General features: G+C 61.2%; 14 protein-coding genes. 8 read left to right on the forward strand and 6 right to left on the reverse strand.

Annotation, left to right across the window (positions count from 1 at the left end; all coding sequences use genetic code 11):
* The first annotated feature begins 12 nt into the window (after positions 1–12).
* On the forward strand, positions 13–819 hold the full coding sequence (gene tcdA / locus ACMGF7_RS12475; protein ID WP_004931886.1) for a tRNA cyclic N6-threonylcarbamoyladenosine(37) synthase TcdA: 807 nt from the start codon (positions 13–15) through the stop codon (positions 817–819).
* Here the strand turns inward: tcdA and csdE are convergent.
* Positions 810–1,244: a cysteine desulfurase sulfur acceptor subunit CsdE gene (gene csdE / locus ACMGF7_RS12480; protein WP_044030600.1), complete on the reverse strand. Its 435-nt coding sequence runs from the start codon at positions 1,242–1,244 to the stop codon at positions 810–812. The two genes, tcdA and csdE, sit on opposite strands and share 10 nt — an antisense overlap.
* A 19-nt stretch (positions 1,245–1,263) precedes the next feature.
* Positions 1,264–2,469, reverse strand: a complete 1,206-nt coding sequence (gene csdA, locus ACMGF7_RS12485) for a cysteine desulfurase CsdA (RefSeq protein WP_420286449.1) — start codon at positions 2,467–2,469, stop codon at positions 1,264–1,266.
* A 196-nt stretch (positions 2,470–2,665) separates the two neighbouring features.
* Between csdA and ACMGF7_RS12490 the strand changes: the two genes are divergently transcribed.
* From ACMGF7_RS12490 to rlmM, 4 genes are all read left to right on the forward strand, one after another.
* A complete protein-coding gene (locus ACMGF7_RS12490) occupies positions 2,666–2,890 on the forward strand; it encodes a YgdI/YgdR family lipoprotein (RefSeq protein ID WP_025304050.1) in 225 nt (74 codons plus the stop codon).
* A gap of 385 nt (positions 2,891–3,275) precedes the next feature.
* The gene (locus ACMGF7_RS12495; RefSeq protein WP_004931894.1) at positions 3,276–4,193 is read left to right on the forward strand and encodes a transcriptional regulator GcvA; all 918 of its coding nucleotides are present in this window, start codon (positions 3,276–3,278) and stop codon (positions 4,191–4,193) included.
* A 51-nt stretch (positions 4,194–4,244) separates the two neighbouring features.
* Entirely contained in the window at positions 4,245–4,640 is a 396-nt protein-coding gene (locus ACMGF7_RS12500) for a DUF423 domain-containing protein (RefSeq protein ID WP_004931896.1), read from the forward strand.
* Entirely contained in the window at positions 4,633–5,736 is a 1,104-nt protein-coding gene (rlmM, locus tag ACMGF7_RS12505; RefSeq protein WP_004931897.1) for a 23S rRNA (cytidine(2498)-2'-O)-methyltransferase RlmM, read from the forward strand. The genes ACMGF7_RS12500 and rlmM overlap by 8 nt, the downstream gene beginning before the upstream one ends.
* Before the next feature lie 40 nt (positions 5,737–5,776).
* Here rlmM and xni read toward each other — a convergent pair whose 3' ends face one another.
* The 3 genes from xni to queF all read right to left on the reverse strand — a co-directional run bounded on the left by xni (position 5,777) and on the right by queF (position 8,992).
* On the reverse strand, positions 5,777–6,535 hold the full coding sequence (xni, locus tag ACMGF7_RS12510; protein ID WP_049241677.1) for a flap endonuclease Xni: 759 nt from the start codon (positions 6,533–6,535) through the stop codon (positions 5,777–5,779).
* 54 nt (positions 6,536–6,589) lie between these two features.
* Positions 6,590–7,954: a nucleotide 5'-monophosphate nucleosidase PpnN gene (ppnN, locus tag ACMGF7_RS12515; protein ID WP_021505658.1), complete on the reverse strand. Its 1,365-nt coding sequence runs from the start codon at positions 7,952–7,954 to the stop codon at positions 6,590–6,592.
* Positions 7,955–8,146: 192 nt separating this feature from the next.
* The gene (queF, locus tag ACMGF7_RS12520) at positions 8,147–8,992 is read right to left on the reverse strand and encodes an NADPH-dependent 7-cyano-7-deazaguanine reductase QueF (protein WP_004931905.1); all 846 of its coding nucleotides are present in this window, start codon (positions 8,990–8,992) and stop codon (positions 8,147–8,149) included.
* Between the two features lie 63 nt (positions 8,993–9,055).
* Between queF and syd the strand changes: the two genes are divergently transcribed.
* The gene (gene syd, locus ACMGF7_RS12525; protein WP_004931906.1) at positions 9,056–9,604 is read left to right on the forward strand and encodes a SecY-interacting protein; all 549 of its coding nucleotides are present in this window, start codon (positions 9,056–9,058) and stop codon (positions 9,602–9,604) included.
* Between the two features lie 609 nt (positions 9,605–10,213).
* On the opposite strand, the gene ACMGF7_RS12530 is transcribed toward syd, so the two are convergent.
* Complete coding sequence (locus tag ACMGF7_RS12530; RefSeq protein WP_015378900.1) at positions 10,214–11,452, reverse strand: MFS transporter; 1,239 nt, start codon at positions 11,450–11,452, stop codon at positions 10,214–10,216.
* Between the two features lie 178 nt (positions 11,453–11,630).
* Here ACMGF7_RS12530 and ACMGF7_RS12535 point away from each other — a divergent pair, with 178 nt between their 5' ends.
* Positions 11,631–11,957, forward strand: coding sequence for a YqcC family protein (locus ACMGF7_RS12535; protein ID WP_028127529.1), 327 nt, complete (start codon positions 11,631–11,633; stop codon positions 11,955–11,957).
* Positions 11,958–12,103: 146 nt separating this feature from the next.
* Positions 12,104–18,079 (forward strand): alpha-2-macroglobulin family protein, encoded by a 5,976-nt coding sequence (locus ACMGF7_RS12540; protein ID WP_420286450.1) that lies wholly within the window; start codon positions 12,104–12,106, stop codon positions 18,077–18,079.
* Positions 18,080–18,127 lie beyond the last annotated feature (48 nt).

Below are 18,127 nucleotides of genomic sequence, written 5' to 3' on the forward strand. Positions count from 1 at the left end.
AATTAAAGCGTTATGAGCACAGCTTATTCGGAAGCCTATCTGCAGCGTTTCGGCGGCACGGCGCGGTTGTACGGCCAGCAGGCGCTGGCGGTGTTCGCGCAGGCACACGTCTGCGTGATCGGCATCGGCGGCGTGGGTTCCTGGGCGGCTGAGGCGCTGGCGCGCACCGGCATCGGCGCCATCACCCTGATCGACATGGATGATGTCTGCGTCACCAATACCAATCGTCAAATCCACGCATTGCGTCAGCATGTCGGGCAATCCAAAACCGAGGTGATGGCGGAGCGCATCCTGGCGATTAACCCGGAATGCCGGGTGACCTGCATCGATGATTTCATTACCCCGGACAACGTCGCCGAGCTGCTGGACCATAACTTCAGCTATGTCATCGACGCCATCGACAGCGTGCGGCCGAAGGCGGCGCTGCTGTCCTACTGCCGCCGTTTCAAGATCCCTGTGGTGACTACCGGCGGCGCCGGCGGGCAAATAGACCCGACTAAAATCGAAGTGGCCGATCTGGCGAAGACCATTCAGGATCCGCTGGCCGCCAAACTGCGCGAGCGGCTGAAGCACGATTTCAACGTGGTGAAAAACGGCAAGGGCAAGCTGGGCATCGACTGCGTCTTCTCCAGCGAGCCGCTGGTTTATCCGCAGCCGGACGGCTCGGTATGCGCTTCGCGCAGCACGGCGGAAGGGCCGAAAAGAATGGATTGCAGCGCAGGTTTCGGCGCGGCGACCATGGTCACCGCCACCTTCGGCTTCGTCGCCGTGTCGCACGCGCTGAAAAAGATGGTGGCGAAGGCGGCGCGTCAGGCGTAACGGGCGGCGATCGCCTTTACGGCGGCGGCCAACGCCGCCAGGCCGCTGGCGCGGGTTGCGCTCAGCTGCGCGCGCAATGCCAGGCGGTCGAACAGCGCCAGCGGATCCATTGCGGCGATCTGCGGCGGCGTTTTCCCTTCCACTTCGGTCAGCAGCACCGCCAGCAGGCCGCGCACGATGCGGCCTTCGCTGTCGCCATAGAAGTGCAGCGTGCCGTCTTCCAGCAACTGGTGCCCCAGCCAGACGCGGTTTTCACAACCGCTCAATGCCATTTCTTCACTGCGCAAGGCTTCCGGCAGCGGCGGCAGCCGTTTTGCGAGCATAATCAGCTGGCGGTAGCGGTCTTCCCACTGTTTCAGCGCGCTGAAGGTGGCGATCAACGCGTCGGCGGTGACCTCTCGGCCAAAAGGATGGGGGGCGAGCATAGCGTCTCCGGGAGTCAAGTCAGTCGGCCAGCAGATCGAGGGCGTGAGTTAACGCGCTGACCAGCGTATCGACGTCCTGTTGCGTATTGTAGGGAGCGAACGACGCGCGCAGCGTGCCGCTGACGCCTAACGCCGCCATCAGCGGCTGCGCACAGTGCTGGCCGGCGCGCAGCGCAATGCCTTGCTCCGCCAGCAGCGTGATGATGTCGCTGTGGTGTACGCCGGCGATATCGAACGCCAGCAGGCTGGAACCGGAACTGCGGAAGCTGCGAAAGCCCGGCAGCTGCGCCAACCGCTGTTCCGCCCGGTCCGCCAGCTCGCGGCTGTAGCGCTCCGCCGCCGCCATATCCTGTTCGCTGAGCCAGGTGAGCGCAGCGGCCAATCCCAGCACGCCGGCGATGTTTGGCGTGCCGGCCTCGAAGCAGTGCGGCGGCTTTTGCGGGGTAAAGCCGTCGAACGACGTCTGGATCAGCATCTTTCCCCCTCCTTGCCACGGCGCCATCTGCGCCAGCAGCTCAGCTTTGCCGTACAGCGCGCCGATGCCGGTCGGGCCATACAGCTTGTGGCCGGAGAAGGCGTAAAAATCGATGTCGAGCCGCTGTACGTCGGCCGGGTCGTGCACCACGCCCTGGGCGCCGTCGATCATTACACGCGCGCCGGCGGCATGGGCCAGCGCGATAGCCGGCGCCAGATCCGGGCAGCCGCCGGTGACGTTGGACATTTGCCCCAGCGCCAACAGGCGGGTTTTGTCATTGAGCAGGGCGGGCAGCTGCGCCAGGTCCGGCAACCGATCGGCGCCGATCGGCAGTTTCACCACCCGCGCGCCGGTTTGCTCCGCCACCATCAGCCAGGGGATCAGGTTGGCGTGGTGTTCCGCTTCGCTCACCAGAATTTCATCATCTGGCTGCAGACGCGGGCGCAGGTAGCTCTGTGCCACCAGGTTGATCGCCTCGGTGGTGCCGCGCGTCCAGACGATGTCGTCGGCCGACGGCGCATGGATCAGTTGCGCGACCTGGCCGCGCGCCTGCTCGAAACGGGCGGTCAGATCCTGCGCCGCCCGATGCTGGCTGCGGTGCACGGTGGCGGCGTCGTCGCGATAAAACTGCTGCGTGGCGTCGATCACCGCCTGCGGTTTCAACGCGGTGGCGGCGCTGTCCAGATAGATGCCGTCCTGCGCGAGCGCGGGAAACTGTTGGCGAAAAAGGCTGGGGTTAAAAGGCGTCATACCCTGATTGTCACTGGCTTGAGTCGATGGGTGATCCTGTCCTATTTTGCCGCCGGAGACAAGCGTTCGCGCCGATTAGGACTTATCGCCTGGCAAAATTGGGAAAGTTTGTTATGCTATTAAACGTGCGCTTATTAATCGCATCTATACACATAAAAGGTATTTATCAGCATTTAAAACTACAAAGGAGTCCTCAATGAAGAAAACAGCCGCAGTTCTCTCTGCCCTGATGCTTACGTTCACCCTGGCCGCCTGTTCCAGCAACTACGTGATGCATACCAATGACGGACGCACCATTGTCGCTGACGGTAAGCCTAAAGTGGACAACGACACCGGCATGATCAGCTATAAAGACGCCAACGGCGTCGAGCAACAGATCAACCGCGCCGATGTGAAAGAGATGGTTGAAAGCAACCAGTAATCGTCAGGCAAAAAAAAGCACCGCAAGTTTTGCGGTGCTGCATAAAATCACTATGGACAGACAGGGTAAATGTACAGGAAGTGAAAAAACAGTAGCCTAGCTACCATGTCCGGAATCGCCGGACAATTTGCAAACACAACATCACAACCACAAGCCAAAAGTTCATCGGCGTCCTCGACACCCACTCCCTTTTCGTTCCGGCCCGGGAAGTGCCGCCACTATAGGTATTTGCTGGCGCATCCTCAACGGACAAATTATAATGGCTCGGATAAAAAAAACTAATGGCAATACGCCGTTAGCGTTTACCGATGGCTTGCCACGCAAAGCCACCCGATTTTCGGCGCCGAATCATTCGGATTAATGTTACACAAAAGTAGCTAATTTAATGTCTAAACGCTTACCTCCCCTCAATGCGCTGCGCGTGTTCGATGCGGCCGCTCGCCACCTGAGTTTCACCAAGGCGGCGGAAGAGCTGTTCGTGACCCAGGCCGCGGTGAGCCACCAGATCAAGTCGCTGGAGGACTTCCTCGGGCTGAAGCTGTTTCGTCGGCGCAACCGCTCGCTGCTGCTGACCGAAGAGGGGCAAAGTTACTACCTCGATATCAAGGAGATCTTCTCTTCGATCAACGAGGCGACGCGCAAGCTGCAGGCGCGCAGCGCCAAGGGGGCATTGACCGTCAGTCTGCCGCCGAGCTTCGCCATTCAGTGGCTGGTGCCGCGCCTTTCCGGCTTTAACTCAGCTTATCCGGGGATCGATGTGCGCATCCAGGCGGTGGACCGCGAAGAAGACAAGCTGGCGGACGACGTCGATGTGGCGATTTTCTACGGCCGCGGCAATTGGCCGGGGTTGCGCGCCGAGCGCCTGTATGCGGAATATCTGCTGCCGGTTTGTTCGCCGAGCCTGCTGACCGGCGATCATCCGCTGAAAACCGCAGACGATCTGGCTTATCATACGTTGCTGCATGACGTTTCACGCCGCGACTGGCTGGCCTATACGCGCCAGCTGGGGTTGCAACACATCAACGTGCAGCAGGGGCCGATCTTCAGCCACAGCGCCATGGTGGTGCAGGCGGCGGTGCACGGCCAGGGCGTGGCGCTGGTGAATAACGTGATGGCGCAAACCGAGATCGAAGCCGGTCGCCTGGTGTGCCCGTTCAACGATGTGTTGGTCAGTAAAAACGCTTTTTATCTGGTATGTCATGACAGCCAGGCAGAACTGGGTAAAATAGCCGCCTTCCGGCAGTGGATCCTGGCGCGCGCCGCCAGCGAACAAGAGAAGTTCCGCTTCCGCTACGAACAATAAGGCCGGCCGCCGCCTTGCCGCGGCCGGTGATTTTTAATGGGATAGATCACGATGAGCAGCCGTTCCATGCTGGTTTTCGCCGCTATCAGCGGCTTTGTGTTTGTCGCGTTGGGCGCATTCGGCGCGCATGTGTTAAGCGGCACGCTGGGCGCCAACGAAATGGCCTGGATCCGCACCGGGCTGGAATATCAGGGGTTCCACACCCTGGCCATCCTGGCGCTGGCGGTCGCAATGCAGCGCCGCGTGAGCCTGTGGTTTTACTGGAGCGGAGCGCTGTTGGCGTTCGGCACCGTGTTGTTCAGCGGCAGCCTCTATTGCCTGGCGCTGTCGCACCTGAAGGTCTGGGTATATATCACGCCGGTTGGCGGCGTGTGCTTCTTGATCGGCTGGATATTGATGTTGATTGGCGCTTTGCGTCTGAGGAAAAAGGCCGAGCGCCATGAATAAGATTGCGTTGTACTGCCGCCCCGGCTTCGAAAAAGAGTGTGCGGCGGAGATCACCGATAAAGCCGCCCAGCTGGAGATTTACGGCTTTGCGCGGGTAAAAGAGCACAGCGGTTACGTGTTGTTCGAATGCTATCAGCCGGACGATGCCGACCGTTTGGCGCGGGAAATTCCGTTCCGCGAACTGATTTTCGCCCGCCAGATGATCGTGGTGGGGGAGTTGCTGCGCGATCTGCCGCCGGAAGATCGGGTATCGCCGATCGTCGGCATGTTGATCGGCGTGGTCGATCGCGGCGGCGAGCTGCGGGTGGAAGTGCCGGACACCAACGAAAGCAAAGAGCTGATGAAGTTCTGCCGCAAGCTGACGGTGCCGCTGCGCGCCGCGATGCGCGAGCAGAAGGTGCTGATGGCGCGCGAGAACCCGACTCGCCCGGTGGTGCATGTATTTTTCATCGCGCCGGGCTGCTGCTACGTCGGTTATTCCTACAGCAACAACAACTCACCGTTCTATATGGGCATTCCGCGTCTGCGTTTCCCGGCCGATGCGCCGAGCCGCTCGACGCTGAAGCTGGAAGAAGCGTTCCACGTGTTCATCCCCGCCGACGAGTGGGACGAGCGCCTGGCCAGCGGCATGCACGCAGTCGATCTGGGGGCCTGCCCGGGCGGCTGGACCTATCAGCTGGTGAAACGCAGCATGATGGTGCATTCGGTGGATAACGGCCCGATGGCGCCGAGCCTGATGGAAACCGGCCAGGTGACGCACCACCGCGCAGACGGCTTCAAGTTTGAGCCGAACAGCAGCAAGATCTACTGGCTGGTGTGCGACATGGTGGAGAAACCGGCGAAGGTGACCAGCCTGATGATTCAGTGGCTGGTGAAAGGCTGGTGCCGTGAAGCGATCTTTAACCTCAAGCTGCCGATGAAAAAGCGCTACGAGGAAGTGTCGCAAAACCTGATGAGCATCCGCGAAGCGTTGGGCGCCGCAGGCATCAGCGCTGAAGTGCACGCCAAGCAGCTGTATCACGATCGCGAAGAGATCACCGTACACGTGCGCCGCATGTGGTCGGCGGTGCCGGGCCGCCGCGACGAGCGCGATTAACCGCGTGAAGCCTTGATGAAGGGCGCTGCTTGCAGCGCCCTTATTGTATCGGCAGACGCAGCTGCTGCAGGTTGCCGTCCAGCGACAGATCGGTGCGCAGCGTGGCGACTTGTTTGCTGACGTAGGCCAGCTCGCGGTGCTGCTCCAGCTTACCGCGCCATTTTTCCGGCACCTGCCCCAGGTGCTGATAAAGCCCGTCCAGACTGCCCGACTGCTGCAGCAGCAGCACGGCGGTTTTCGGTCCGATGCCGGCCACGCCGGGGATCTTGCTGCTGCCGATCCCCGCCAACCCCCAGTAGTCCGGCAGCTGCTGCGGCTGCACGCCAAACTCCTGTTGCACGAAAGGCATATCCAGCCAGCGTTTCTGGAAGTAATCGCGAATTTGTACGTTCGGCGCCAGCAGTTGGCAATAGCCTTTGTCGGTGGAGACGATGGTCACCTGGTGGCCGCCGCCGGCGACCTTCGCCGCCAGCGTGGCCGCCAGATCGTCCGCCTCATTGCCGGGCGAATGCCAGCTGGCGACGCCCAACTCGGCGAAGGCCTCGCGCAGCTGCGGCATCTCCTGCTGCAGGTTTTCCGGCATCGGCGAGCGCCCGGCCTTGTAGTCCGGCAGAATTTGGTGGCGCCAGCTGTCGCTGCGGTCGTCCTCGTCGAATACCGCCACCGCGTGGGTCGGGCGGCTGTGCTGGAGCAACTGCTGCAGCGCGTGGCGGCAGGCGTTGACGCAAGGGGAGCCCTGCACGGCGTGAATGCGGCGGATGAGGTTCAGGGCGTCGACAATCAGTAGGTGTATCATCATGGGCGGTAAGGTCAGAAAAAACAGGGCGGCCGTTACGCCGCCCGGGATTGAGGGTCAGGCGACGATTTCGTAGCAGGGCACATAGGCGCTGCCCGGCAGCTTCATGCGGTGCTGGGCGACAAAGCCCTGCAGCAGGCTGTCCATCTGCTTCATCATTTGCGGTTCGCCGTGCAGCTTGTACGGGCCGAACTGCTCAATGGCGTGGATGCCGTTTTCCTTCACGTTGCCAGCCACGATGCCGGAGAAGGCGCGGCGCAGCGCGGCGGCCAATTGCTCCGGCGGCTGGTTCGGATACAGGTTGAGGTTCGCCATGTTCTCGTGGGTCGGCTCGAACGGCAGCTGCAGATCCGGCGCGATGCGGATCGACCAGTTAAAGCTGTAGGCATCGCCGGTGTTGCGGCGGTTTTCCTTCACCAGCGGCATGGCTTTTTTCATCTGCCGCGCCACTTCCGCCGGATCGTCGATGATGATGGTGTAATGGCGGCGCGCTTCGTCGCCCAGCGTGTTCATGATGAACTCGTCCAGCACGCGGAAGTAGTCGGCGCTCTCTTTCGGCCCGGTCAGGATCAGCGGCAGCACCTGTTCACTGTTCTCCGGGTTCATCAGGATACCCAACAGGTACAGCAGCTCTTCGGCGGTGCCGACGCCGCCCGGGAAGATAATGATGCCATGCGCGATGCGCACGAAGGCTTCCAGGCGTTTTTCGATGTCCGGCATGATCACCAGCTCGTTCACCAGCGGGTTAGGCGGCTCGGCGGCGATGATCGAAGGCTCGGTCATGCCGATAAAGCGGCTGTTGCGGTAACGCTGCTGCGCGTGACCGACCGCCGCGCCTTTCATCGGCGCTTCCATGGCGCCCGGCCCGCAGCCGGTGCAGATGTTGAGCTCGCGCAGGCCCAGCTGGCTGCCGACCTTGCGCGCGTACAGATATTCGTTCTCGTTGATCGAGTGCCCGCCCCAGCACACCACCATGTTGGGATCTTCATCCAGATGCAGCGTGCGCGCATTGCGCAGGATCGAAAATACCAGGTTGGTGATGTGGGCCGAGTTTTCCAGGTTCAGGTGCTGGAAACGGCCGGCGCTGGCGATTTGGCCGTGCACGAACAGGATGTCGCGCAGCACGGCGAACAGGTTGGCCTGCAGCGAACGGATGATGCGGCCGTCGACGAACGCCTCTTCCGGCGGGTTGACCAGCTCCAGCTTCACCCCGCGCTCGCGGCGCAGCACGTTGATGTCGAAGGTTTCATAGCGCGACAGCAGCTGTTTGCTGTTGTCGGTTTGGCTGCCGGAGTTCAACACGGCCAACGAACAGTTGCGGAACAGGCGGTACAGGTCGCTGCTGGCGGTGCGCTTCAGCATGTCTACTTCCAGCTGCGACAATAAATCCATAGAGCCAAGCGGGCTGATGTGTGTAATCAAGGTAACTCCTTTGCACCCGGTGCGGGGCGGTAGTAATCCATACGCAGCAAAACAGCATCTCGTTATGGTTGGCGTGCTGCGGCGCAGCGGGCGCTCTGCCCGGCCGCAGCCTCGTTTTAACCTTACCGCCGTCCCTGGGCTTTTACCAACATAAACCGCTCGTTAGCTCAGTTGTTGAGCAATGTTTCGCACTTATTGGCGCGCCAGGCGGCCGTGCGCGGGAGCGAATACGACGTTGCTGCGCCACGGGTTGATGTCCAGCCCGCCGCGGCGGGTGTAGCGGGCGTAAACCGTCAGGCTTTGCGGCCGGCAGTAGCGCATCAGATCGTTGAAGATGCGCTCGACACACTGCTCGTGGAATTCGTTGTGGTGGCGGAAGGAGACCAGGTAGCGCAGCAGCGCTTCGCGATCGATCTTGCCGCCGCGGTAGCTTATCTGCACCGAGCCCCAGTCCGGTTGATGGGTGATCAGGCAGTTGGACTTCAGCAGGTGGCTGACCAATTGCTCTTCCACCACCTCTTCACCGGCGGCGTTCAGCAGGTAGTCGGCGTTGAACTCATAATTGTCGATGCGGATATCCTGCTGGTCGATGCAGTCGCCGGCCAGACGGGCGATCGGTGTGCCTTCCAGCTGCTCGACGCTGAACAGGGTGACGCTTACCTCGCCCTGGGCACAGGCAGACAGATCGCGCTGCAGGGTGCTGCGCACCGTTTCCCAATCGGCGAACGGGGTTTGGTTGAAGCTGTTGAGATACAGTTTGAAGCTTTTCGATTCGATCAGGTTCAGGCTGTCGGCGTTGAGGCTGATCTCGCCGACCGCCACCTGCGGCAGCCCGTTGGCGTTCAGCCAGGAGAGTTCGTACAGCGTCCAGATATCCGCGCCGTGAAAGGGCAGGTTGTCGGGATACAGCCCCAGCGGCTCGCGGTTCATGCTGCGCGGCACCGCCTGCAGCAACGTGGCGTCGTAGCGATCGCGGTAGGCGGTGGGTTTGCCCAGCGTCAGCCCTGACAGGGCCTGGTGGTCTTGATAGGAGGACATCTGCTGTCACCTCGCTCAGAGATAGGTACAATGGCCATCAGTTTAACGTATGCGAGAAAGAATATGGACCATGATGTATCGCACGCTCTGCGTGAATTCACTCAACGCTATGTCGAGTTGTGGCAGCAAGCGCGCGGCCACGCGCCGGCCAGCCAGGCGTTGTACGGCGTGCCGTCGCCCTGCATCGTGGAGAATCGCGAGGACGAGGTGTTGTGGTTGCCGCAGCCTTTCGAGCCGGCGGCGACGCTGGAGAAGGTAGAAGCCGCGCTGGAGCTGCGTTTGCAGCCGGATGCGCACCGTTTTTACACGCAGCAATACGCGGGCGACATGAGCGCGCAATTTGGGGAGCATCGCCTGAGCCTGCTGCAGGTCTGGAGCGAGGAGGATTTTATCCGCCTGCAGGAGAACCTGATCGGTCATCTGGTGACGCAAAAACGTCTCAAACTGTCGCCAACGCTGTTCCTGGCGACCACCGAATCTGAGATGACGATGGTGTCGCTGTGCAACGTTAGCGGCAACGTGGTGCTGGAACAATTCGGCAGCGATAAGCGCACCTTGTTGGCGGCGACGCTGGGGAATTTCCTCGATGCGCTGCGCCCGGTGCTGGACTGAAGCGCGGCGGATTCGCCGTCGCCCGTGTAAGAGATCTCTCACACGGGGTGTGAGAGATCGCTCTTAATTTTTCCCACCTTTTTCCAGACTATGAGATTATTGTTATCCAGATCAATTGGTTAGAATTTCTTTAGGATAACTCTTAGGCTTAATTTAGTGTGAGACGCCTCCCAAACCCTTGTGATTCCGGGGAATTTAAGCGATCTTATCGTTACCGGAACGGAACCGGCGGAGCAGGAAAGCATCAGGATGATGCAGCTTCAGGACGAAGAAAGGGATGCGCTCAGGCAAGAGCGAAGGATGGCGTCAGGAGATGCCCAGGATGTTTCAGGATAGAAACCAGGGACACCTCCAGGACGGAGATTGAGAGCCGGCACAGGACTGTCGGCGGGTCAGGAAGGCTGAGGAACCGCGTCAGGACGATGCTGCAGGATGATGCAAGGACCACTTGGTCAGGATGGCCGCAGGAAAAGTTTTCAAGGATTGAGCAGGGAGCACGCTGTGTAGCGGGATGGCTATAAAACGAACCGGGGGCACTGTTAACGCAGTGCCCCCAACTTTTTGTTCTATCCCGCCGTGCGTGCTTCTCTGCTTAATCCATCGCCAGCGTTAACCAATCGCGCCCAGCGTATCGCCTGCGCCCTGTTTTTTCGGCAGTAGGAACAGCGTGGCGTAGATATCCAGCAGGTAAATCGCCGCCAGCAGGCTGATAGCGGCGGTGAACGACACCTGCGTCACCAGCGCGCCGATCACCAATGGCCCCAGGCCGCCGACGCCGCGCCCGAGATTGAACAAGATGTTTTGCGCGGTGGCGCGCGCCTGTACCGGGTAAGTATCGGAAATCAACGCGCCGTAGCCGCCTATCATGCCGTTAACGAACATGCCCATCACGGCGCCGGCGAACAACATCAGCATCGGGTCGCTCAACTGGGCGTAGCCGATCACCATCACCACCGCGCCGACCTGATACAGCACGAAAATCTTCCAGCGGGCGAAGCGGTCGGCCAGCACGCCAAACAGCCAGATGCCGAACGTCATGCCCACGACCGTCACCGCCGTCCACAGGCCGGACTTGGTGAGCGAGAAACCAAAGTTTTTCGCCAGGTAAGTCGGCATCCAGATCATCAGCCCGTAGTAACCGAAGTTCTGCACCGAACAGAGAATGAAGATGCCGATGCTGGCCTTGCCGGTGGCGCGATCCTTAAACAGCAGGCGCAAACGCTGCAGGAAGGAAAGCGGCTGCCCGGCGTCTTTCTGCCGCACGAATTCCTCCGGTTCGCCCAGCGTGCGGCGGATCAGAAATGACGCCAGCGCCGGCAGCAGGCCGACCAGGAACATGCCGCGCCAGCCGATGTGTTCCAGCAGCAGCGGCGTCAGGAAAGCGGCCGCCAGCACCCCCAACTGCCAGCCCATGCCGACGTAAGCCGAAGCGCGGTTGCGCTTCTCCGCCGGCCAGGCTTCGGCGATCAGCGCCATGCCGATGCCGAACTCGCCACCCAGCCCGATGCCCGCCAGGGTGCGATAGGCCAGCAGATCCCAATAGCCTTGCGCCACGGCGCACAGGCCGGTGAACAGGGAAAACATCAGGATGGTGATCGTGAGTACCCGGATACGGCCGAAACGATCGCTGAGGTGGCCGAAGATCACGCCGCCCAGCACCGCGCCGATCAGCGTCCAGGTGACCAGCGAACCGGCGGCCGATGAGGATAATCCCAATTCGATGCTGATGGCCGGCAGCATAAAGCCGAGGATCAGCAGGTCAAACCCGTCCATGGCATAACCGGTGACCGAGGCCAACATGGCCTTACCGGGCGTCGCGTGGTTTTTTTTCTCTGTTATTACGGACATGAATCTTTATCTGTGTGGTGAATTCGGTGGGCCTATTGTGCCGCGCGACGGCGAACGTCACCAGATAAAAACGGCGAGCTGTCTCAGGCGCGCCGAATTTGGACTATAAAAATGCTATGCTTTGCCGCCTTTCAGCCAGAGCGCTGAATACCATGATGAAAAGAGATCGGGAATGCAGATGAGTATACATAACCAGGTGCGCCGCAGTTTGCAGGCGATTGAACAATCCATGCGCGATCTGGCGCTGTGGCAGGCCGCGCCCCCTGAGCATGAGGCTTTCTCCAGCACCGAGCCGTTCTGCATCGACAGCATGTCGGCCGAAGCCTGGCTGCAGTGGGTGTTCTTGCCGCGCATGTATGCGTTGTTGGACGCCGAGGCGCCGTTGCCGACGCGCTTCGCCATCACGCCTTATTTCGAAGAGGCGTTGAAAGATCGTGAACCGAGCAGTCTGCCGCTGCTGGTGCTGCTGCAACAGCTGGATTTGATGTTGAATAAAGAGCCGTAATGCGCTGGCGGCGCGCAGATTTTTGCCGCCCGGCAGTGTAGAGTACTCGCGCGGATGCCGGGCAGGAGAGCCGACGGCGTCTTTCGGCTCGGTTTAACCGCGGCGGTTGACCGGGAGCTGCATTAGGATGATGAGGTGCTGCAATAATGGATTTATTAAGGTTTATCCTGCGTTTGCCTTTTACCCTGGTTAAGGGCGTTTGTCGCCTGCTGGGCGGGGCGTTGTCGCTGTTGGGGCGGTTGCTGAGACCGCTGGTCGGCAACCTCAGCTGGCGTGCGCCGGCCTGGTGGGCTGTGCTGCCGCGCGGTTTTTTGCGGCTGGAAAGCGGCGTGGATAAACACCCGAAAGCGGTCGGTCTGAGCCTGCTGCTGCTGGCAGGCGTTGCGGGCGGCGCATTTTACGGTTGGCACTGGTGGCAAAACCGGCCCCAACCGATTGAACCGGCGCCGATGGTGGTTCAGGAGATCAACGCCGAGTTGTCCAACCCCGAGCCGATAGACTACGCCGCCGCCCGGCAGGCGCCGCAAACGGTGAGCCTGACCTTCAGCGGCTCGGCTGCGCCGATAACCGCGGCGGGCAAAACCGTGAGCGCCGGCATCACTCTGAAACCGTCGGCGGAAGGGCAGTGGGCATGGAGCAATGAGTCGACACTGGTGTTCACGGCGAAAAAGCCGCTGCCGATGGGCGCGAAATATGAGGTGACCCTTGAACCCGCCACGTTGCTGGCGCCGCAGATCAAGCTAGTCAAAACCCGTTATGCCTTCACCGTGCCCGCGTTCGATTACCGCCTGGGGCAGGCCGAGTATTACCGCGATCCGCAAAATGCGCAAAAACGCAGCGCGATCTTCAATTTGCAGTTCAACGCGCCGGTTGACGTCGGCAGCTTTGAAAAACAGATTTCGCTGGGATTGAAAGAAGGCAGCGCCACCTCCGAGAAAAAGCTGAATTTCTCTCTGGTCTATGACGAGAAAAAACTGAACGCCTGGGTGCATTCCGAGCCGCTGCAGGCGCTGGATCAGGGCGGGGCAGTGCATCTGACCGTCGGCAAGGGCGTTAAATCGACGGCGGCCGGCAATACGGTCGAAGAGGCGAAAAGCAACTGGGTCAAAGTACCGACGCTGTACAGCCTGGCGCTGAGCGACGCCAGCGCCCAGGTGGTGGATACCGACGGCGGCCAAGGGCAGCGTGCCCTGGTGGTCGGTTTCAGCGATGCGGTGAAGGATAAAGAGCTGGCGCGGGCCGCGAAAGCCTGGCTGCTGCCGCAGCACGATCCGAGCGATGCCGAGACCGCCAACGATGCCGACGATTTCTATCAATGGACGATCGACAGCGTCGGTAAAAACGTGCTGGCGCAGGCGACGTCGCTGCCGTTGACGCTTAACGAGGCGGAAGAGGCCTACCAACCGCAGTTCAGCTTCCGTTTCGACGCCCCGGCGCACCGCTTTGTGCTGCTCGAGATCGATAACCAGCTGGTTTCCGCCGGCGGTTACAAAATGCCGAAGAAGGTTTACCGCGTGGTCGAAGTGCCGGAGTTCCCGAAATCGCTGCAGTTCATGTCGCAGGGCTCGCTGCTGTCGGTCAACGGCGACAAGCAGATCAGCGTGGCGGCGCGCAACGTGGCGGGCCTGCGGCTGGACATCAAGCGGGTGATCCCGAGCCAGCTGCAGCACATCGTCTCCTTCAAAAGCCGGGAATACTCCTCCACGGAATTCAACCGGCTCAACGACGAATATTTCACCGAGCATTTCAAATACCAGACGGCGCTCAACAACGAGCGGCCGGGGGACGTGAACTATCAGGGCATCGATCTTTCCCGCTATCTCTCCACCAACGCCAGTTCCCATCGCGGGGTGTTCCTGCTGACGCTGTCTGAATGGCAGCCGAACCGAAAACCGGCGGCGGAAGAGGCGGGCACCGAGCAGGATCAGGAACAGGACGAGAGCGAAGGAGAAGAGCAGCCCGACGTCGGCGATTCGCGCTTTGTGGTGGTGACCGATCTGGGCATCGTCGCCAAGAGCTCGCAGGACAAAACGCGCGACGTCTTTGTGCAGTCGATCCAAAGCGGCGCGCCGGTCAGCGGCGCCACCGTGTCGGTGGTGGCCAAAAACGGCGTGACGCTGCTCAGCCAAACCACCGGCGCCGATGGGCACGTGCGTTTCCCGGCGCTGGATGTGTACACCAACGAGCGCCAGCCGGTGATGTTCCTGGTGGAGAAAGAAGGGGATGTCTCCTTCCTGCCGACCGGCAGCTATAACGATCGCGGGCTGGATTTCTCGCGCTTCGACGTTGCCGGTGAACAAACGCCGACCGATCCGCGCACGCTCAGCAGCTACCTGTTCTCCGATCGCGGCGTTTATCGGCCGGGGGATACCTTTAACATCGGCCTGATCACCCGCGCCGCCGACTGGGGCGTTGGCCTGGCCGGCGTGCCGGTGCGCGCCGAAATCCGCGATCCGCGCGATAAGCTGATGTCCACCGTGCCGCTGACGCTGGGCGCCAGCGGTTTCAACGAACTGAGCTATACCACCGATGAAAATTCGCCTACCGGCGAGTGGAACGTCTATCTGTATCTGATCGGCAAAAATAACGACACCTCCACGCTGCTCGGCCATACCGCAGTCAATGTGAAGGAGTTCGAACCGGATCAGCTGAAAGTGAAGCTGGCGTTGACGCCTGACCGCCAGCAAGGCTGGGTAAAACCGTCCGAGCTGAAGGCCAGCATCGATGTGCAGAACCTGTTCGGCACCCCGGCGCAGGATCGCCGCGTGACCACCAGGCTGACGCTGCGGCCGATGTATCCGAGCTTCGATCGCTTCCCGGATTATGCGTTCTATGAAAACCGACAAAACAGCGACGGGTTCGAGACCGAGCTGGAAGATCGCACCACCGATGAGCACGGCGCGGCCGATATTCCGCTCGATCTGAAATCCTACGCCGACGCCACCTATCAGCTGCAATTGCTGTCGGAGGCGTTCGTTGCCGGCGGCGGGCGCTCGGTGGCGGCTACCGCCCGTACGCTGGTTTCGCCTTACGATTACCTGATTGGGGTGAAGGCCGACGGCGATCTGGGCTACATCAACCGTGACGCGGAGCGGCATCTGAACGTGATCGCCATCGATCCGGCCCTGAAACAGATCGCCATGCCGAACCTGAAGCAGGTGTTGATCGAGCAGAAATACATTTCGGTGCTGACCAAACAGGATTCGGGCGTTTACAAATACCAGTCGAAGATGAAGGAAGTGCAGCTGTCGGAACAACCGCTGGCGCTGAGCGAGCAGGGCGCGGATCTGCGGCTGGCGACCGATAAGCCGGGCGACTTCGTGCTGGTGATTGAAGATGCGCAGGGCAAGACGCTCAATCGCGTCGCCTACAGCGTGGCCGGCAACGCCAACCTGAGCCGTTCGCTGGATCGCAATGCCGAACTGAAGCTGAAACTCAACCAGGCGGAATACCAGCCGGGCGAGGAGATCGAGGTGGCGATCAACGCGCCTTATACCGGCAGCGGCTTGATCACCATTGAAAAGGACAAGGTTTACGCCTGGCAGTGGTTCCACACCGACACCACCAGCTCGGTGCAGACGATCCGCGTGCCGGCCGGCATGGAGGGCAACGGCTACATCAACGTGCAGTTCGTGCGCGACATCAACTCCAGCGAGATCTTCATGAGCCCGCTGAGCTACGGCGTGATGCCGTTCAAGATCAGCACCAAGGCGCGCCAAAACAGCCTCGAGGTGACGGCGCCGGAGGTCATCAAGCCGGGTGAAAACCTGACGATGACGGTCAAGACCGATGCGCCGCAGCAGGTGGCGCTGTTCGCCGTCGATGAGGGCATTCTGCAGGTGGCGCGTTACCGCCTGAAGGATCCGCTGGAGTTCTTCTTCAGCAAGCGCGAACTCAACGTGAGCAGCTCGCAGATCCTCGATCTGATCCTGCCGGAATTCAGCAAGCTGATGGCGCTGACCGCGGCGCCGGGCGGCGATGCGGGCGAAGGGCTGGATCTCAACCTCAACCCGTTCAAGCGCAAGCGCGATAAGCCGGTGGCCTATTGGTCCGGCATTACCGAGGTCAGCGGCGAGAAACAGTTCGTCTATCCGGTGCCGGATTACTTCAACGGCAAGATCCGCGTCATGGCGATTTCGGTGACGCCGGAGAAAATCGGCAAGGCGCAAACCGCCGCCACGGTGCGCGACAGCTTCATCATGACGCCGAATGTGCCGGCGATGGTGGCGCCGGGCGATGAGTTCGACGTCAGCGTGGGCGTCAGCAACAACCTCGAAGGGCTGAACGGCCAGTCGGTGGCCGTCAATGTTCTGTTGACGCCGCCGCCGCAGCTGGAGGTGGTGGGCAACGCGACGCAAAGCCTGACGCTGGCGGAAAAACGCGAAGGCGTGATCACCTTCCGCCTGCGCGCCAAAGCCGTGCTGGGCGATGCGCCGTTGGTGTTCGACGCCCGTTACGGCGACCAGGCCAGCCGTCGCACCGTCAGCACCTCGGTACGGCCGGCGGCGCCGTACCGCACCCAGTCGGTGATGGGGCGCATGAGCGGCGGCAGCCAGAACGTCGACGGCCTGCGCCAGATGTTCGACGCCTTCGCGCAACGCCGGGCGGCGGTGTCGAATTCGCCGCTGGTGCTGACCAGCGGGCTGGCGCAATACCTGGCGGATTACCCGTATTACTGTTCCGAGCAGATCGTCAGCCGCTCCATTCCGCTGATGCTGCAGAGCCGTCATCCGGAGATGAAAAGCAGCCTGAGCCAGGCGGAAGTCAGCAAGCAGCTGCGCAATCTGCTGGGCGTGCTGCGCGCCCGTCAGAACGACAGCGGGGCGATCGGCGCCTGGCGTTCGTCGCCGGATGCCGATCCTTTCGTCACGCCTTATGTGGTGCAGTATCTGCTCGAAGCCAAAGCGGCGGGCTACGCCCTGCCGGAAGGCATGCTGGATGAAGCCAACGGCGCGTTGCGCGAGCTGGCGGCCAGCGGATTCGACGATCTGTATCTGCTGCGCCTGCGCAGCTGGGCGGTTTACCTGCTGACGCTGCAGGGCGAAGTGACCACCAACTCGCTGGCGGCGGTGCAGGATACGCTGCAAAAACGCTATGGCGAGGGCTGGAAAACCGATCTGAGCGCGCTGTATCTGGCCTCTTCCTATCGCCTGTTGAAGATGGACGACGAAGCCGCCGTGCTGCTGCAACCGAGCTGGCAGCAACTGAGCAAAGCGTATGACAGCGCCTGGTGGACGCAGAACTATTTCGATCCGCTGGTGCAGGATGCGACGCGGCTGTATCTGATTACCCGTCACTTCCCTGAGAAGGTGACGTCGATTCCGCCGCAGGTGCTGGAGAATATGGTCAAGGCACTGAAAGAAGAGCGTTACACCACCTATTCCTCTGCAATGAGCATCCTGGCGCTGGAAAGCTATTCGGCCCAGGTGGCGGCGCAATCCGCCAATGCGGACGCGTTAGGCATCGTGCAGGTGGGCAAAAGCGGCGGCGACCCGCAGCGCATCAGTGAGCTGCAGGGGCTGTTCGTTCAGGGGCAGTTCAATGCCGATGCCACCGCCGTGCGCTTCACCAACGGCGGCAGCGCGCCGGCCTGGTATGTGGTGACGCAGGCCGGTTACGATCTGAATGCGCCGCAAAAAGCGCTGTCGCGCGGGATTGAGATCGTCCGCGATTACACCGACGAACAGGGCAAGCCGGTGACGCAGGTGATGCTGGGGCAGAAGATCAACGTCCATCTGAAGGTGCGCGCCAACTCGAAAGAGGGGCAGAGCAACCTGGCGATCGTCGATCTGCTGCCGGGCGGGTTCGAAGTGGTGCAGCAGACGCCGCCGGAGCCGGCCGACGCCGGCGAGGAGAGCGACGAGCATGGCGGCTGGCAGTCGCCGCTGGCCGCATCTGGCTCCACCTGGGCGCCGGACTACAGCGATATCCGTGAAGATCGGGTGATCATCTACGGCAGCGCCGGCACTGAGGTGCAGGAGTTCGTTTATCAAATCAAAGCCACCAATACCGGCAGCTTTATTGTTCCACCGGCCTACGGCGAAGCCATGTACGACCGTGAAGTGCAGGCCATGTCGGCCGGCGGCGGCAAGCTGGCGGTGGTGCCGGCGGGCAACGACTAGGCCGTATCCGGCGTCAGGCCAGCGTCTGGCGCCGGAATGTTGAGAACG

Origin of the sequence: Serratia sp. BNK-17 (assembly GCF_048684935.1) — a bacterium.
GTDB classification, from domain to species: Bacteria; Pseudomonadota; Gammaproteobacteria; order Enterobacterales; family Enterobacteriaceae; genus Serratia; species Serratia nematodiphila.

Coding starts and splice junctions, on each gene's coding strand:
- xni (WP_049241677.1), bottom strand. CDS start 6,535: ATGATGATACACCTACTGATTGTCGACGCCCTGAACCTCATCCGCCGC.
- syd (WP_004931906.1), top strand. CDS start 9,056: ATGGACCATGATGTATCGCACGCTCTGCGTGAATTCACTCAACGCTAT.
- ACMGF7_RS12495 (WP_004931894.1), top strand. CDS start 3,276: ATGTCTAAACGCTTACCTCCCCTCAATGCGCTGCGCGTGTTCGATGCG.
- ACMGF7_RS12530 (WP_015378900.1), bottom strand. CDS start 11,452: ATGTCCGTAATAACAGAGAAAAAAAACCACGCGACGCCCGGTAAGGCC.
- rlmM (WP_004931897.1), top strand. CDS start 4,633: ATGAATAAGATTGCGTTGTACTGCCGCCCCGGCTTCGAAAAAGAGTGT.
- ACMGF7_RS12540 (WP_420286450.1), top strand. CDS start 12,104: ATGGATTTATTAAGGTTTATCCTGCGTTTGCCTTTTACCCTGGTTAAG.
- ACMGF7_RS12535 (WP_028127529.1), top strand. CDS start 11,631: ATGAGTATACATAACCAGGTGCGCCGCAGTTTGCAGGCGATTGAACAA.
- tcdA (WP_004931886.1), top strand. CDS start 13: ATGAGCACAGCTTATTCGGAAGCCTATCTGCAGCGTTTCGGCGGCACG.
- ACMGF7_RS12490 (WP_025304050.1), top strand. CDS start 2,666: ATGAAGAAAACAGCCGCAGTTCTCTCTGCCCTGATGCTTACGTTCACC.
- csdE (WP_044030600.1), bottom strand. CDS start 1,244: ATGCTCGCCCCCCATCCTTTTGGCCGAGAGGTCACCGCCGACGCGTTG.
- ACMGF7_RS12500 (WP_004931896.1), top strand. CDS start 4,245: ATGAGCAGCCGTTCCATGCTGGTTTTCGCCGCTATCAGCGGCTTTGTG.
- csdA (WP_420286449.1), bottom strand. CDS start 2,469: ATGACGCCTTTTAACCCCAGCCTTTTTCGCCAACAGTTTCCCGCGCTC.
- queF (WP_004931905.1), bottom strand. CDS start 8,992: ATGTCCTCCTATCAAGACCACCAGGCCCTGTCAGGGCTGACGCTGGGC.